The sequence below is a fragment of the Pseudomonas sp. D(2018) genome, assembly GCF_005502555.1.
Taxonomy (GTDB): domain Bacteria; phylum Pseudomonadota; class Gammaproteobacteria; order Pseudomonadales; family Pseudomonadaceae; genus Metapseudomonas; species Metapseudomonas resinovorans.
In genome coordinates this window covers 46385-62863 of the sequence record NZ_SCOK01000020.1, presented here as the reverse complement: position 1 = coordinate 62863, position 16479 = coordinate 46385, and the positions used below count along the sequence as shown (strand labels likewise).

General features: G+C 66.2%; 12 protein-coding genes. 4 read left to right on the top strand and 8 right to left on the bottom strand.

Going from position 1 to position 16479, the window contains the following annotated elements; translation table 11 throughout:
- Positions 1 to 12 precede the first annotated feature (12 nt).
- From FFS60_RS14825 to FFS60_RS14815, 3 genes are read left to right on the top strand one after another with little or no spacing between them, the layout of a single operon-like run.
- The gene (locus tag FFS60_RS14825) at positions 13 to 1383 is read left to right on the top strand and encodes a DUF1329 domain-containing protein (RefSeq protein WP_137822378.1); all 1371 of its coding nucleotides are present in this window, start codon (positions 13 to 15) and stop codon (positions 1381 to 1383) included.
- A 60-nt stretch (positions 1384 to 1443) separates the two neighbouring features.
- Positions 1444 to 1818, top strand: a complete 375-nt coding sequence (locus tag FFS60_RS14820) for a YidH family protein (protein WP_028630079.1) — start codon at positions 1444 to 1446, stop codon at positions 1816 to 1818.
- 1 nt (position 1819) lies between these two features.
- Entirely contained in the window at positions 1820 to 2215 is a 396-nt protein-coding gene (locus tag FFS60_RS14815; RefSeq protein WP_137822377.1) for a DUF202 domain-containing protein, read from the top strand.
- Between the two features lie 122 nt (positions 2216 to 2337).
- Here the strand turns inward: FFS60_RS14815 and FFS60_RS14810 are convergent, their stop codons facing one another.
- The 8 genes from FFS60_RS14810 to FFS60_RS14775 form a co-directional block, all read right to left on the bottom strand.
- Positions 2338 to 4305 carry an alkyl/aryl-sulfatase gene (locus tag FFS60_RS14810; protein WP_137822376.1) on the bottom strand — a complete coding sequence of 656 codons (1968 nt, stop codon included), beginning with the start codon at positions 4303 to 4305 and terminating at the stop codon, positions 2338 to 2340.
- A gap of 192 nt (positions 4306 to 4497) precedes the next feature.
- On the bottom strand, positions 4498 to 5256 hold the full coding sequence (locus FFS60_RS14805; protein ID WP_137822375.1) for a DUF4239 domain-containing protein: 759 nt from the start codon (positions 5254 to 5256) through the stop codon (positions 4498 to 4500).
- A gap of 217 nt (positions 5257 to 5473) precedes the next feature.
- The gene (locus FFS60_RS14800) at positions 5474 to 5962 is read right to left on the bottom strand and encodes a heme-binding protein (RefSeq protein ID WP_028630076.1); all 489 of its coding nucleotides are present in this window, start codon (positions 5960 to 5962) and stop codon (positions 5474 to 5476) included.
- A 98-nt stretch (positions 5963 to 6060) separates the two neighbouring features.
- Positions 6061 to 6687, bottom strand: a complete 627-nt coding sequence (locus FFS60_RS14795; protein ID WP_137822374.1) for a response regulator transcription factor — start codon at positions 6685 to 6687, stop codon at positions 6061 to 6063.
- Entirely contained in the window at positions 6684 to 8135 is a 1452-nt protein-coding gene (locus FFS60_RS14790; protein ID WP_256658089.1) for a sensor histidine kinase, read from the bottom strand. Before FFS60_RS14790 ends, FFS60_RS14795 begins: the two co-directional genes overlap by 4 nt.
- A gap of 245 nt (positions 8136 to 8380) precedes the next feature.
- A complete protein-coding gene (locus FFS60_RS14785; protein WP_137822373.1) occupies positions 8381 to 13867 on the bottom strand; it encodes an AAA family ATPase in 5487 nt (1828 codons plus the stop codon).
- 78 nt (positions 13868 to 13945) lie between these two features.
- Positions 13946 to 14617: a response regulator transcription factor gene (locus tag FFS60_RS14780; protein ID WP_028630072.1), complete on the bottom strand. Its 672-nt coding sequence runs from the start codon at positions 14615 to 14617 to the stop codon at positions 13946 to 13948.
- 118 nt (positions 14618 to 14735) lie between these two features.
- A complete protein-coding gene (locus FFS60_RS14775; protein WP_137822409.1) occupies positions 14736 to 15662 on the bottom strand; it encodes a LysR substrate-binding domain-containing protein in 927 nt (308 codons plus the stop codon).
- Between the two features lie 387 nt (positions 15663 to 16049).
- Here FFS60_RS14775 and FFS60_RS14770 point away from each other — a divergent pair, with 387 nt between their 5' ends.
- Positions 16050 to 16436: a response regulator transcription factor gene (locus tag FFS60_RS14770; protein ID WP_028630070.1), complete on the top strand. Its 387-nt coding sequence runs from the start codon at positions 16050 to 16052 to the stop codon at positions 16434 to 16436.
- Positions 16437 to 16479 lie beyond the last annotated feature (43 nt).

Sequence of the window (16479 nt, the reverse complement as noted above, 5' to 3'; positions counted from 1 at the left end):
GTGGAGTCCCTCATGATCAACACCCACAGCCTGGTGCGTGGCGGCGCACTCTTCTGCACCCTCCTCCTGTCCGGCCAGGTCCTGGCCGCTGTCTCGCCGGAAGAGGCGGCCAAACTGCAAGGCCCCCTGACCCCGATCGGTGCCGAACGCACCGGCAGCGCCGACGGCCGCATTCCGGCCTGGGACGGCGGCTTGCAACCCGCCAAACCCGAGCTGACGGCCAATGGCACGCCGGCCGATCCCTTTCGCGGTGAGCAGCCACTGTTCACTATCGATGCGCGCAACTACACCGAGCACCAGGAGCATCTGAGCCCCGGGCAGATCGCCCTGCTCAAGCGCTACCCGAACAGCTTCCACCTGCCGGTCTACCCCAGCCACCGCTCGGCGGCCGTACCCGACGCCCTCCGTGAATCTGCCGCACGCAACGCCACCAGCGCCCGCCTGATGAATGACGGCAACGGCGTGGAAGGCTTCTCTGGAATGGTCGCGTTCCCCATCCCGCAGAATGGGCTGGAGGTGCTCTGGAACCATCTGACCCGCAATCGCAACGCCAGCTTCAGCCTGACCTCCGACAGCGCGGCGCCCCAGAAGGACGGCGCCTACACCATCATGACGACCCAGCAATACTTCACCCGCCGCGACGCGGTGAAAGGCATGGCACCGGAGCAGGCGCGCAACATCCTCTACTACTACAGCCACCTGCTGACCGCGCCTTCGCGCATGGTGGGCGAAGTGGTACTGGTGCATGAAACCCTCGACCAGGTGGCCGAGCCGCGCCTGTCCTGGGTCTACAGCGCCGGTCAGCGGCGGGTACGGCGTGCCCCCAGCATCGCTTATGACACGGCTGGCCCCACCACCGCCGGCCTGCGTACCGCCGATAGCCGAGACATGTTCAACGGTGCGCCGGACCGCTACGACTGGAAACTGGTGGGCAAGAAGACCCTCTACGTGCCCTACAACAGCTACCGGCTGGCCTCCCCCGACCAGCACTACGACGACCTGCTGCAACCCGGCCACGTCAACCCCAACGCCACCCGCTACGAGCTGCACCGCGTATGGGAGGTGGTTGCCACCCTCAAGCCCGGCATGCGGCATATCTACAGCAAGCGTCACTACTTCATCGACGAGGACACCTGGGCCATCCTCGAGGCTGACCACTACGACAACCGTGGCGAGCTCTGGCGCATCGGCGAGGCCCACAGCTACTACCACTACAGCGGGCAGTCGGCGGTCAACGCCATGGAGATCACCTACGACCTCAACAACGGCCGCTACCTGGCCTCCGGCCTGACCAGCGAACAGCGCCATCCATTCGACTTCAGCTATCAGGCCAGCACTTCTGACTACTCACCCGGCGCCCTGCGCAGCAAGGGATTGCGCTGAGTGACCCTCCTGCCGCCATCGTGCGCCCTGCCGATGGCGGCCCTTCCTGGCCGGAACACCATGCCCACCCCATCCCCCCGAAAGTCGCTCAGCGACACCCTGCTTGGCGGCGACGAACCCGACCCGCGATTCACCCTGGCCAACGAGCGCACCTTCCTGGCCTGGGTCCGCACGGCGCTCGCCCTGATGGGCGGCGGCATCGCCGTGGAAACCTTCGCGGGCCAGGCTTTCGAGCCCTGGCTGCGATTGACCATCACCCTCTGCTTGCTGGCCCTGAGCCTGCTGGTCAGCATCGGCGCCTGCCTGCGCTGGCTGGCTGTGGAACGGGCGCTGCGCCACGGCCGCGCCCTGCCCCTACCAGTGCTGGTGCCGCTGTTGACCCTGGGCTGCTGCCTGGCGGCGCTGATCCTGGCCAGCCTGTTCTGGCCCCGCTGAGATGGCCACCAACAACACTGATCGGGGCCTGCAGGCCGAGCGCACCGAGCTGGCCTGGCGTCGCACCCAGGTGTCCCTGCTGGTGATCGCCTGCCTGGCGCTACGTGGCCAGTCGCCCCTGCTGATGATCATCGCCCTGGCAACCGCGGGTCTGCTGTGGACCGGCCAGAGCGGGCGCTACCGGATCAGCCAGGCCATGCTGCAGGACGAATGCGGTCGTGCGCGACCGGTCCTGGTGATCGGTACCAGCCTGGCCCTGGTGGTGATGACGCTGGTCGCCCTCCAGGGCGCCTGGCGCTCGGCGCAGCCCACTGCCCTTCACAAGGAAGCGACAACAATGACTATCCGCGCGCCGGCTACCCAACACGGGAATACAACACCCCCAGCCCCACACTAGGAAGCCGCGCCGAAGCCTGGAAGTTGGCGGAATCGCGCAGATAACCGCCGGCCTGACCTACCGCCACAAAAAAGCCCCGGCGCGCAGCAGCCACACTGCGCGACCGGGGCCTTGGCGTGGAATCAGGGTTCCACCAGGTTGAACTGCGGATTAGCCTCGTCCAGCCCACCGAGAAGCTTGAGCAGCTTGAGGCGGCCGCTCTCGAACTCGATGCCACCCACGGTAGCCTCCTTGAGGAAGCCGGTTTCCTTCAGCGAGATGCGATCCAGCAGCGCCTTGGTCATGGTCAAGTCCACCTCCGCCTCGGCATGACGCATGCCCTTGCGGTAGGTCAGCACGCCGTTGCGCAGGGTCAAGGCGTAATCCTCGCCCAGGTCGCTGAAACGCCAGTTGATGCGCAGGTCCTCCCCGGCGGCCTTCATGGCGTCGATGCGCACCGCCAGGTAGTCGAAGAACATGCTCGGCGTCAGGGCGCGGATCATGTCCGGTGCGCCGTTGCGGCCACGGGGTTGTGCCACGCCCTGGCGCAGTTCCTGGGCGCCACTCAGGTAGACGTTGCGCCAGGTGGCGTTCTCGCTCTGGTAACCCAACTGCTCCAGGGTGTCGGCCTGCAGGTCCCGCGCCGCCTGGTTGCCGGGCTCGGCGAAGACCAGATGGTTAAGCAACTGCGCGGCCCAGCGATACTCCCCGGCCGCGAATGCCTTGCGGGCGCTGGCCAGTACCGAGTCGGCGCCGCCCATGGCTTCGACGTAGCGCGTGCCGGCGTCTTCCGGCGGCAAGGGGTCGAGGTTGGCCGGGTTGCCGTCGTAAAAACCCATGTAGCGCTGGTAGACGGCACGCACGTTGTGGCTGAGAGAACCGTAGTAGTCGCGGCTGTACCACTTGCTGGCCAGACGCGGCGGCAACGACGACAGTTGCGCGGCGATCTCGGTGGGCGTCAGGCCCTGGTTGATCAGGCGCAGCGTCTGGCTGTCGAGGAAGGCGTACATGTCACGCTGGTCCGCCAGATAGTCACGGATCTCGGCGCCTCCCCAGGTGGGCCAGTGGTGCTGGGCGAAGAGCACATCGGCCTTGTCGCCGTAGCGCACCAGCGCATCGTCCAGGTAGTGCGCCCAGACCTTGGCGTCACGCACCAGTGCGCCCCGCAGGGTCAGCACGTTGTGCTGGGTATGGGTGGCGTTCTCGGCCATGCAAAGGGTGCGGAACTGCGGGAAATAGAGGTTCATCTCCGCCGGCGCCTCGGTGCCGGGGGTGAGCTGGAACTCGATCTCCACCCCGTCGATGGTGCGCGTCTCCAGGGGCTTGGCAATCAGCTCGGTGGGGGGGATCAGCGTCACCGTGGCATTGATCGGCGTGCTCTTGCCCAGGCCGGCATCCACCTGGCCCCGCTCGCCCCGAGGCAGCAGCGAACCGTACATGTACTGGGCACGGCGCATCATCGCCGGGCCGGCCAGCACGTTCTCGCTGACAGCGTGCTCGTAGAAGCCCTCCGGCGCGATCACCCGCACCTTGCCAGCCTTCACGTCAGCCTCCTCGATCACCCCACGAACACCGCCAAAATGGTCGACGTGGGAATGGCTGTAGATCACGGCCAGCACCGGTTTGCGCGGGCGATGCCGGTAGTACATCTCCAGGCCGGCACGGGCGGTTTCGGTACTGATCAGCGGGTCGATGAGGATCAACCCGCTGTCACCTTCAATGATCGTCATGTTCGACAGGTCCAGCCCGCGCACTTGGTAAACGCGTTCGCGTACCTGGAACAGACCGGCGATGTTGTTCAGCTGTGCCATGCGCCAGAGGCTGGGGTTGACGCTGGCCGGGGCATCCCTGCCATCCAGGAAGTCGTAGGCCTTGCGGTTCCACACCGGCAGCCCGTCGGCATTTTCGACGACACCCTTGAAGGGCTCGAGCAGCCCCCGGCGGGCGTTCTCGAAATCGGCCTTGTCGGCAAAGGGCAGGCGCTCGAGCCAGCCCTGGTTAAGGGTGCGGGTGAACTCGGTGGCAGGCTTGCCGGCAGCGGGCAGGTCGGCATGGACGCCGCCGGACAGGAGAAGCGCCAGGGCGATGGCGCTGAGGCGGAAGCTGGGCATGTAAAGGCTCGTTCTGGTCTTGTTGGTATGAGCGGACACGCGGTCCCTCCGCGACTCTAGGGAGACCCGCCAACCCACGCCAATACCAGAGGCGCATGCCGCCCATAGCGGGTTGCGATAGCGAACGAAGGCCAGGCGAGACCAAGACACTGACGTGCGGCGACGCCGCTCGCCTTGCCCGCCGGCCTGCTGCTAGAGCGTCTCGATCTCGGCCAGGGCCCTGCGCAGGGGCTCGTCGGATATCTGGATGGGCCCGCTGAAGGGGATGTCCATGTCGAGCACGAGGTAGACAGAACCTGCGAACAGCAATGCGGACACGAGGAGCATGGTGACGACCATGGGATTGCGGGGCGCACGATAGCCGAAGCTGGCGAAGACGAGGGTCATCCAGGCAACGAGCATGGTGATGAGCGGGCTGGGGATGTTGCCTTCGGATTGCTCCACGATCTGCCACCGTTTCTGCAGGAGGCTGTGGTACTGCTGGCGGAGGTCCGCGAGCATGGTTTCGTGGTAGCGGTCGGTAGGACTGATGGCGGCCAGCTCGTCACCAAGGTCGTCCAGGTACCGGACTGCCCCGCTCACCCGCCGCTGCAGCGCATCATTGCTCCTGGACGGATTCGCGATGGCTTCCCGTACATAGGTGGTCAGTTGGCGGCGCGCGGCATCGGCGCCGGAACCGTAGGTGCGCAGGGTCCGGTCGAGGATGATGATGTCGGCGGCATAGGCATGGATGCTGGCATCGATGGACTCGAAGGTGTTCTTGGCCGAGTTGATGAACAGGCCGAACACCAGGGATGTCATCACCACGAATATGTTGGCCACCAGGCGCACAACCGTGTTGGTCTCTTCATCCCGATGGCGCAAGGACAGACGCGGATAGAAATGCATCATCGTGAGCGAGGCAACGCTCAGGCAGATGAATACCCCGGCAGCGACCAGCAGACTTTCCATGAACAAGGCTCTCCAAGATGACGACCTCGCGATCACATCCTTGGAGAAAAGACTATCGGCAGCGTTCAAGCCAACGCGACGCCCATTGGCAGCCCAGGCAGTCCGAGCGACGCAATCGCCTCAGTGCGTAGTCTCGAGCACCTGGGCCAGCACCAGGCCGATGCTCATGGTCACCGGAGTGGCCGGCCCCCCTGCCGAGAGAGGCCGGGCACTGCGCTTACTTGAACAGGGCGGCGTTGTCGGCCAGGACGGCGTCGGCGCACTGCGCGTCCAGATGACCGCCAGGGGCACCCGCCACGCCGATGGCTCCGATGACGGTATCGCCGGCCTTGACCGGAACACCGCCCCCCAGCAGCAGGAAGCCCGGAATGTCGGTCAGGTTGGCCGCGACCGGGTTCTTCTGGGCGTTTTCCATGATGGCCAGGGTCGGCGTTTTGGCGGAGGCGGCGGTGAATGCCTTGGCACGGCTGGCCTCGATGGTGTGGGGGCCGGCGTTGTCGGCGCGGGCGAAGGCTTTCAGCAGGCCTGCGCGGTCCACGACCGAGGCGCTCACGTTGTAGCCCTTGGCCTGGCACGCGGCGACGGTGGCGGCGGCCAGCTTCTGGGCGTCCGCGCTCGAGAGGTTGCTTTCGTTCAGAACGGCGGCGTTGGCGGTGCCCGCGAAAGCCAGGGCGCCGAGCAGTGCGGCAAGGGAGGAACGAGGCATGGCTATGTCCTTTTCGTGGTTCGATTTCAGGAATGGCCAGTGTGTCCAGAACCCGCTTGCCGCGGTATGCGCCCGACTACGGGACGCCCTCCGTAGCGCTACGGAGACGGGGCGTCGAGCAAGCTGGCGTACTGCCGAATGAGCTGCGCCAGCGAGTCGGCCTCCAGCTTGGCGAAGACGTTGGCGCGGTAGGTTTCCACCGTGCGCGGCGACAGATCGAACTCGCGCGCGATTTCCTTGTTGCTCATGCCCTGGACGATGCGCACCAGCACCTCACGCTCGCGCCCGGACAGGCGCGCCAGGCGTTCGGCGGCTGCCTGCGTGACCGCCAGGCGCTCGCGGCTGGCGATATGGCTGCGTACGGCGGCCTGCACGGCGTCCAGGAAGACGTCGTCATCCACCGGCTTCTGCAGGAATTCCACGGCGCCCCCCTTGAAGGCGCGGCGGCACAAGTCGACGTTGCCGTGGCCGGTCAGCATGACCACCGGCAGATCGGAGGACTCCGCCAGCCTTGCCAGCACATCCAGCCCACCGATGCCCGGCATACGGATGTCCAGCACCACGCAACCGATGGCCTGTGGCGACAGTGACGACAGGAAGGCCCGGGGGTCGCCATGGCCCTCGCTGCGCAACCCGACGCTGCGCAATAGCAGCGCCAGCCCGTCGCGCACCGCATCATCGTCGTCGACCAGGTAGACCAGCGGGGATTGCGCGGGGAGGCTCATGCATCGGCTCCAGCCAGGGGCAGGCTCAGGGTGAAGCGAGCGCCCCGGGGTTCGAGGTTGCTGGCCGTGATGCGGCCGTCCATGGCACCGGCGAGCGTTTCGCACAATGCCAGGCCCAGCCCCATGCCTTGCGGCCGCGTGCTGTAGAAGGGCTCGAACAGCCGCGGCAGGGCCTCGGCAGGGATACCGGGGCCATTGTCGCTGACGCTGAATACGTAGTATCTGCCTTCGACGCCGCCGGTCACGACGATGGTCCGGCTGGCCGGTGTGCCGACCAGCGCATCGGCGGCGTTCTGCACCAGGTTGTGCAGGATCTGCTCAAGCGCCACCCGGTCTCCCAACGGGCGAACGCCCGGGTTGGCGTTGCGCCACGCCAGGCGGATGCCTCGACGCGCCAGCTCGTCTTCACGCAGGAACAGCAGCGAAGCCATCAGGGCGTCGGGGTCGACAAGCGTGCGCGATGACGGTGAGCTGGGTGTCACCAGCTCACGCATGCGGCTGATGATGTCGGCCGCGCGGCGAGCCTGGCCAGCACTGGCAAGCAGGGCCTGGCGCACGGCGGGGCGCTCTTCTTCGTCGTCCAGCAGGCGCTCGGCCGCGCGCACCTGGGCGAGGATGGCCGTCAGTGGCTGGTTCAACTCATGGGCCAGGCCCGCGGCCATTTCACCCAGGGTGTTCAACCGTGCCATTGCTGCCAGGCGGACCTCCTCCTGTCGCCGCCTGGCCTCAGCGCGCGACCGCTGCCAGGCAGCGGCGCCGGCCACCAGCAGGCCGCTGGCGACGACCCAGGCCAACCATTCCAGCCAGGGCCAGTCGGCGGGCGTCAGCGTGCGCCAGCTGTGCAGGGCAAAGGGTTGGCTGACCGCACCCAACGGTTTGCGCACATCGAGGGCCCAACCCGGCGCCCCGGCGGCGGGCTGACGCGCCAGCAGCGTGAGCGCCCCCTTCCCCAGGTCCAGCGTCAGCAAGGCGAGCGAGGGCGGGAAATCGGTGGCTGGCAGAAGCTGCCGCGCGTCCAGCAACAGGCTCCAGCCCGATGGGGCCACCAGCCAATAGCACGCCTCGTCCAGCGGCAGGGTGACGGGGTGCCCCGCCTGGCGGGCCTCTTCCAGCGCAGCCGGCAGGGCTGGCGGCAAAGCAGTGCTGCCCGCCCAGCCCCCGTCACGCAGGTGGCCCAGGCCCAGCAGCTGCGGCATGGACGCCTGCAGGCTGGGCAAGAGGCGTTCAGGAATGGGGGCGTGCGACAGCGCCGCCAGGGTTTCCAGCACAGCTTCGTGCTGCACGGTCTTCTGGCTGAGCATGCGCTGCACGATGCTGGTGTCCTGGAAAAAGCGCTCGTAGCGGTCGGCGTAATCCTGCCAGCCGATCCAGGCGGCGACGGGGCAGAACAGCACCAGCCAGAACAGGAATGTGCGGGTAAGCGTCAGGGGTTTCACGGCGGACATCATGACTCGCGCCTCCGCGCTCCAGCCATCCGTAGGGCTACGGAGGCCGGGCAGGCATGCGTTGCGTTGCCTTGGCTCGGGCACATGGCGTCGGAGTCGTGGCGGCATCGCCGGCGGGTGGAAATCACCCGCGCCGGTGGTCCTGATCTGGTCATGGTCGCGAGGCCTGTGTGAGCAAGGAAGCGTGCGTGCCGGGCGGCAGACAATCCTAGCCCGGACGCCATCCAGGGTGGTGGCGGGACTTGCCGCTACGCCTCCCCGACTGGATGAGCCGGCAGGGTGAACCGGACGATGGCGCCGCAGGGCTGGTTAGCGCCGGCCCACATCCGGCCACCGTGGCTTTCGACGATCGAGCGGCAGATGGACAGGCCCATCCCCAGGCCCGTGGGCTTGGTGGTGTAGAACGGGGCGAATAACTGCTCGCTGGCCGGTTCAGCGAAGCCCGGTCCGCTGTCGCTCACGGTCACCAGCACGCCGCCAGGATCGCCCTCCTCCGTGGTGATGTGCAGGTGCCGCGGTGCGTCGGCGTTGGCGCCCATGGCCTCCAGTGCGTTGATGATGAGGTTGAGGAGCACTTGCTGCAGCTCGACCCGGTCGCCTTCTATGCGGGGCAGGCCATTGGCGAGTTGCGTGCGTACCGAGACGCCGCCCTTGGTGGCCTGGCTGCGGGTGAAGTCGATCATGTCGCGGATGGCTTCGTTGACGTCCACCGGCTCCTTCTGCGGCGGCGCCTTCCTGATCAATCCGCGAATCCGGCCAAGGACCTCCGAGGCCCGATTGGCATCCTTGATGATGCGCGCGAGCACCTGCCCGACTTCGTCGACGTTAGGTGGCTGGGCGCCTAGCCAGCGCTGCGCGGCATGAGCGTTGGTGACCGTGGCGGCGATTGGCTGGTTGACTTCGTGGGCGATGGAGGCGGCGAGCTGCCCCATGGTGGCGACACGGTTGGCGTGGGCCAGTTCAGTCTGGACCTCGCGATAACGCCGCTCACCCTCGCGGACCTTTTCCTCGGCCTGCTTGCGTTCGGTCAGGTCGAGCACGAAGGCGACGCCTTCCTTGAGGCTCGCTTCGAAGGAGGCCAGGCCCAGGATGACGGGCAGGCGGCTGCCATCCTTCCTGATGTATTCCTTCTCGAAGGGCTGCGCACGCCCGTACTGGACGGCCTCCGCCAAGGCCTTTTCGCTGTCCTCGCGCTGTTCCGGCGGTGTCATGTCCCACCAGCGCACACGGCCCGAGAGCAGGTCCTCCCGCTCGTAGCCCACCATGTGGAGAAAGGCGTCGTTGGCCTCGCGGATCTCGCCTTCGGCGCTCCAGACGATGATGCCGATGATGTTGGCGTCGACGAGGCGGCGGATTTTCGCTTCACGCTCCTCGACATCGCGGTACAAGCGGGCGTTTTCCAGGGAGATCGCCGCCTGCGAGGCCACCAGCTTGAGCACGGCGGTGCGCGCCGGGCTGAACACCCGGGCGGTCTGGTTGTTCTCCAGGTAGAGCGCGCCGATGAGCTTGGCCTGGTTCATCAGCGGCAGGCAGAGGATGGAGCGGGTGCTGTGCTGGCTGACGTACGGGTCGGCGGCGAAAGGTGGCTCGGCCAGGGCGTCGTCGAGCACAACGCTCTCGCGAGTGCGCAGCACCCGGTAGAGGATCGACTCGGGCAAAAGCGCGGAACTGGCCGCCTCGTCGCGCAGCCGGGTCATGTCGTCGCCCGTGACCGTTTCCGCAACGACCCGGTGCTCGCCGCCCTCCGACAGGATCAGCAGGCCCCGTTCGGCGCCGGCCTGCTCGATAGCCGTGTGCATGACCATATCGATCAGCCGTTCCAGGACGATGTCGCCCGAGGCCGCCTGCGAGACCTTGAGTACAGTGGCCAGGTCGAGGTGCTCGACCGGTGTGGCGATGGTGGTGGTCGGGCCCGGCGCGATTTCCTCCGCCCTCAGGTAGGGGTACGTCGCCTCCAGTTGCCGCACCTTGCCGTCGGCCCCCCAACGCAGGTAGCCGTAGCGGGCGTCGCGCAGGTACAGGCGGGCGATCTTCTCCAGACCGCGCGCCGCATAGCAGCGGGCGGCGAGCTCGTTGGCCAGGGCCTCGATATGCACGAAGCCACTCTCCTGCGCCGAGCGGATGGCCTGCTCATAGAGCTGCTCGGCATCCAGCAGGCGACCTTCGACGCGGGCGATCTCGGCACCCACCAGCGCAACCCGGCCGGCGAAGTTCTCCGCGCACTGTTGCGCCCACACTTGAAGCTGCCGGTGGTGCGCAGCCATGGCTTCCAGGTGCGCTGCATGCTCACTGGCCGGCAAGCTATTGCAACGGGCGGCCCGGACCAGCGCGCCGTAGAAGTGGTACTCGGCCTCTTCGAAGAAGGAGTACGAGGTCCAGAGCAGTTCTTCCGCCCGGAGCGCGGCGTCCATGGCGGCCTCGTGGTCCTCGGCCAGGTAGCGGGCTTGCAGTTTGCGTACCCAGTACCAGCAAAAGGCGAGCGCCAGGTCCGAGCTGGCGGACAGGTGGGCTTCAGTGCGCGGCTCGTCGTCGAAACAGCCGAACACCGGTGTCAGGCCGCGCAGCATGCGGATCAGCGCAAGCTGAGTGGAGATAAAATCAGTGACCAGGCCAAAGCGCACCTTCTCGGCATACGCCAGGCCGCGTTCGGCTTCAACCTGCACCTCGGGCAGCGGCTCACCGGCGAAGAGCAGGTCCGAGTTGCGGCTGTTGCCCGCATAGGCGCCGTAGGCAAGATCGCCCACCCGGTTCGCCGCGGTGAACGCACGTTGCAACAGGGCACGGCACTCTCCCACGGGCCTCATCCAGCGCACAGAGAAGATCGAGAAGCACAGGAAGCTACTGGCCTCGAAACGCTTCAGATTGCGCCGGTCGACCAATTGGCAGCCGAGCAGGCCGAAGCGGTAGCCGGCCTGGTAGTCGCCGAAGCGCCGTCCGGCGACCCTGCCCAGATTGGCGTAGCTCACACACGACGCATCGCAATTGCCCCGTTCGAGGCTGAGACTGATCCCCTTGCCGATCGTCAGGGCGGCAAGGTTTGCATCCGTCTGCAAGGCAGACGGGAAGAGCTTGGTCAGGGCATCGACAGTCGCGAGGGTGGCTGCATCGTCCATCAGCGGCAGGTCGATGAGGTCCTCGATCTCGCGGTCGCCGAGCATCGACCAGATGTGGTCGTACTCGCGACGCACCTCGGCGTCCTCCGGATGGGGCGACCACTCGATGCCGACATGCCGCAGGTAGGCGAGGCAGACCGCCACCGCCTGGTCGCTGCAATCGAGGAGCAGGTAGACATCCATTCGCAGGCAGGCGACCTGCGCTCGCTCGACCGTGCTCGTGGCGCGATGGGACAAAGCCGCCAGCCGCGCGTCCGCGACGGACAACTGCCCGGTCAGGAACTCGCATTCGGCGCGGTTCAATTCGAGGTTGAACATCAGCTCATGCCGGTGTTCCCAGCACTGCTCGTCGAGCAGCTCGGCACCGGCGCCGAGGTAGGCAAGCGCCGACGCATAGGCTGTGGACGCCTTGGCGCGCTGGCCGGCGAGCAGGTTGAACTCGGCAAGCCGCTCCCGCTCGCCCACGTCGCTGATCAGCGCCGCACCGCGATTGAGCTGGCCGACGATTTCGAAGATGGCCTCCTCGCGTCGTTCCGGGGATAGCTGCGCCACCAGCAAGCGCCCGACACGCAGGTGGCTTTCCGCGCGCGAAGCCAGGGGGATCAAGGAATAGGCTGCTTCATGGATGCGGTCGTGAACGAACGAGTAGGCGCCCTCCTGCCGCTCGACCAGTTCCTGACGCACGGCCTCCCAGAGGACGGCGTGGACCTGTTCCGGCGTGACGCCCAACACCGTCGACAGTGTCGCGATCCCGGCGGCGTTGCCGAGACAGGCGAGTTGCTGCAATACCTGCTGCGTCTCCAGGGGCAGGCGTGCCAGCTTGCCGACCATCAGGTCCACGACATTGTCGGTGTAGCCCTTGGCAAGGATGCGCTCCGCGTCCCAGCGCCACTGCCGTGTCGCATGGTCGAAGGCGAGCAGGTCTTCGTCGGCGAGCGCCTGCAGGAACTGGATCACGAAGAACGGGTTACCGGCGGTCCTGTCCTGCACCAGCTGGGCCAGCGGCGCGATGCGCGCGCGCTCGCAATGCAGCGCCTCTGCGATCAGTTGCTTGATGTGTTCGAGGGCGAGCGGCGTCAGGGTGATTTCATCGATCCGCACGCCCGCATTCCTGATGGCCTGGAGTTTGCCGGTCAGCGGGTGCGTGGCATCGACCTCGTTGTCACGGTAGGCACCGATCAGCATCAGGTGCCTCAGTTCCGAATGGATCAGCAGATCCTCCAGCAGATCGAGGGTCGCCGCGTCGAGCCACTGCAGGTCGTCGAGGAACAGCGCGAGCGGATGCTCCGCCCGGGCGAAAACCCCGATGAAACGGCGGAACACCAGGAGGAACCGGCGCTGCGCCTGCTGGGGTTCCAGCTCTGGCACGGGTGGCTGCTCACCAATGATGAGTTTCAGCTCGGGAATCAGGTCGGTCATCAGCCGGGCGTTGGGTTCCAGGGCGTCCAGCAGTGAGCCGCGCCAGGTTTCCAGTTCCGCGTCGCTCTTGCCCAGAAGCGTCCGCACCAGGCTCTGGAAGGCCTGCACCAGCGTCGAGTAGGGGATGTTGCGCTTGTACTGGTCGAACTTGCCGGAGGCGAACAGCCCTCGCGGCGGAACCAGCACCTTGTGCAGTTCATTGACCACCGAGGATTTGCCGATGCCGGAGTATCCGGAGACCAGCACCAGCTCCGGCGAGGCGCTGCCGACGATCCGCCCGAACGAGGCAACCAGGGTGTTCACCTCCCGCTCCCGGCCGTAAAGCTTCTCAGGGATCAGTAGCCGGTCCGGCACGCCCTGCTCGTCCAGGGGGAAGTTGTGGATGTGGCCCTGCCGCTGCCAGTCCGAGAGGCAGCGCAGCACGTCATGCTCGACGCCAGCAGCGGTCTGGTAACGCTCCTCGGCGGTCTTGGCCAGCAGTTTCATGACGATGCGCGAGACCACGCCGGGCACCGTCGCTTCCCGCTCGTCCGGCGGCACGGCCTTTCTGGCGATATGGCAATGCACCCACTCCATGGCGTCAGTGGCGGCGAACGGCAGCGCACCGGTGAGCATCTGGTAGAAGGTGACGCCCAGGGCGTAGAGATCGCTGCGCGAATCGATCGAACGATTCATCCGGCCGGTTTGCTCGGGGGCCATGTAGGCGAGCGTGCCGGCGATGGTTTCCGGCGGCTCGGGGGCCTGGCGCTCGCGCGGCAGCCGCGAGGTGAGACCGAAGCCGGTGAGCCGCGCCTGGCCGTCGGCGCAGTTCACCAGGATGTGGGCAGGCTTGAGGTCCTTGTGCACCAGCCCGCGCTGGTGCAGTTTGCCCAGCGCCGCGGCCATGCTCGCGGCCAGGCGCAGGAAACTGCCCATCTCCATAGGTGCATCAAGCAACCGAGAAAGCGGCTCGCCATTGGGGTCTTCGAGCACCAGCAGGTGCTGCCCGGCCTCGCGTACCAGCTCCAGCGGGCGCAGCGCCCAGGCGCCATCCAGCTCATCTTTCAGGCCGAATTCATGGGCAAGGCGCTCCAGGCTGGCCGGTGACGGCTGTTCGGCGGCGAGCCGGACGACCAGCACGCGGCTGCCGCCCTCCTCCGGGTACGGCTCCCGGCAGAAGACGCGCTCGCCGTCGTCCCAAACGATCTGCTGTCTGTTAGTCATAGAGGTCGGTGTCATTGGTCGTGGTGGGCCCGCCGCATGTGGCCATCAGGTAGCTGCCGGCGCGCCATGGCGGTGCGATCAGGACGATTTGCGCGGCGGCTGGATGCCGAGGGCTTCCGATTTGCGCACCAGGTCGGCGACGGAGCGCGCTGCCAGTTTCTTCATCACTTGCCCGCGATGGACCTTTACCGTCACTTCGCTGAGGTTCAGTTCGGCGGCGATCTGCTTGTTCATCAGGCCGGCCACGACGAAGCCCATGACTTCCCGCTCACGCACGGTCAGCGAGTCGTAGGCGGCGCGCAGCGTGGCGTTCGAGCGCTCGGCGGTCAGGCGCTCGCCATCCCGCGCCAGGGCGGCGGCGACCGCGTCAAGCATGTCCTGGTCGCGGAACGGCTTGGCGAGGAAGTCCACCGCTCCCGCCTTCATCGCCTTGACCGTCATGGCGATGTCGCCGTGCCCGGTCATGAACACGATGGGCATGCACACGCCGCTTTTCTCGAACTGTTCCTGGAGGGCAAGGCCGCTCTCGCCGCGCAGCCGGACGTCGAGGATCAGGCAGCTGGGCACGTCTTGCTTGGGGAAGGCGAGGAAGTCCTGCGACGATTCGAACGTCTCAACGCGCAGGCCGATCGAACGTAGCAATCCGTCGAGCGCGAGCCGCATCGACTCGTCGTCGTCGACCACATAGACCATCGGTTCCTTGTGGTCGGTTGGGGCTTGGGTCGTCGTTGAATGCGACCAGGAACTCATCTCGCCTCCTCTTCACCGACCGACTGTGCGTGCGGTGTAGATATCCAGAAAAATTTAGTCCACGTCACCCTGGCCGGCAACGCCACCGGCCGTACGGACAAACGCAGACACCGAGTCATCAGGCGGCCACTGCGGCGCGCTCCTGCGTGCCAACATAGCGACAGAAGCGCGAGCGCAGCCAGCGTTCGCGCGGATCGTTGTGGCTGGCGCCGCGCCAGGCCATGGACAGGTCCGGCGTTGGCAGGTCGAGCGGCACGAACTCGGCGCGCATGCCTTCCAGCTGTGCCATGGCCTGGGCGACGTAGTCCGGCACCATGGCCAGCATGTCGCTTGCGGCGAGCAGCGCGGGCAAGGCACTGAACTGCGGCACCGCCAACACCACCTTGCGCCGGCGCCCGGCCAGCCCAAGGGCGTGATCGACGTCGTCGATGACATTGCCCATGGAGGACACCACCACATGGGGACGTCGGCAGAACGCGTCCAGATCCAGAGGGCCGGCAGCGCTGTCGGCGCGCAACAACATCGGCTGCATGGGTCGCAGACTGCGGCAGTGGGTGCTGGCCGGCAGTTCCTGCGTCAGGCTGACGCCCAGGGAAATCTCGCCGGCGCTGAGCAACTGGGGCAGTTGCCAGCGGTCCGCCCTGCGCACCACCAGGGTCACGTTCGGCGCCTCGTCCCGCAGCTGCCGCATCAGGCGCGGAAGCAGTGCGTATTCGACATCGTCCGAAAGCCCGACATGGAAGGACGCATCGCTGGTCAGCGGATCGAACGCCTGCGTACAGCTCAAGGCCTCGGCTATGCCTTCAAGGGCCGGCGCCAGCCGTGCATGGATTTCCACGGCACGCGCCGTAGGCTCCATCACCCCGGCAGTGCGAATGAACAGCGGGTCGTTGAACAACGCGCGCAATCGCCCGAGGGCGCTGCTGATGGTGGTCTGCCCCAGGAACAGTCGCTCACCGGCCCTCGTCACATTGCGCTCCCGCATCATGGTTTCAAAGACAACCAGCAGGTTGAGGTCGGCACGCCGCAGGTCATTTCGGTTCATCATGTTCGCTGCCTGGATAGGTGGATTCGCACGACAATTCGCTGTCCGTCCGGATAGCCAGAGGCCAACGATGTGGGTCCAGCTTATTCAGGCCAACGACGGGAGGTCACTTGTACATCTGTCCCGCCGGGATACCTCTTGGGCGTGCGCCCTTGTACATGGGTATTGCATGCGGCGACTTGCCGACCGTCAGGAGAAGTTGGGTAGATGCCCCATAAAACCCGATGCGGTCTATACCGATGCAATCTTCCCAGCCATTTTGCCGTGCATTGTCGAGGTATGGATATCAACACCTCAGTGTCGATTGACTATACATAGGTATACTTCTCCGCAGTTCCGGACGGCGTATCTTTCAATTACGACAATCGCCATCACGAGCGACTTAAAATGACGCAACAAACTCAGGCAGGCACTACGGCAGTCATTGCAGTCGTCGATGATGACGAATCCGTAAGGACGGCGCTGGAAGGTTTATTGAGATCAAGCGGCTACCAGGCCCGTACCTATTGCGATGCCCTGGCGTTTCTCGACTCCGCCGGCCCTGCGGACACGCACTGCCTGATATCCGATATCCAGATGCCGGGAATGAGCGGTGTCGAACTGCACGAACGGCTCATCACCATGGGGTTGCGGATTCCTACCATTCTGATCACTGCCTTCCCCGAAGCAGCTCCGCGCATCGGCACCACGATGCCCGGCCTGATCGCCTGCCTGCCCAAGCCTTTCTCGGCCGACCAGTTGCTGGAGTGCATCGAGAACGCCCTTCGCCAGTAGCACCGAGCCGATCCGGCAAATTCTTTGGCGCCCTTCGAATATA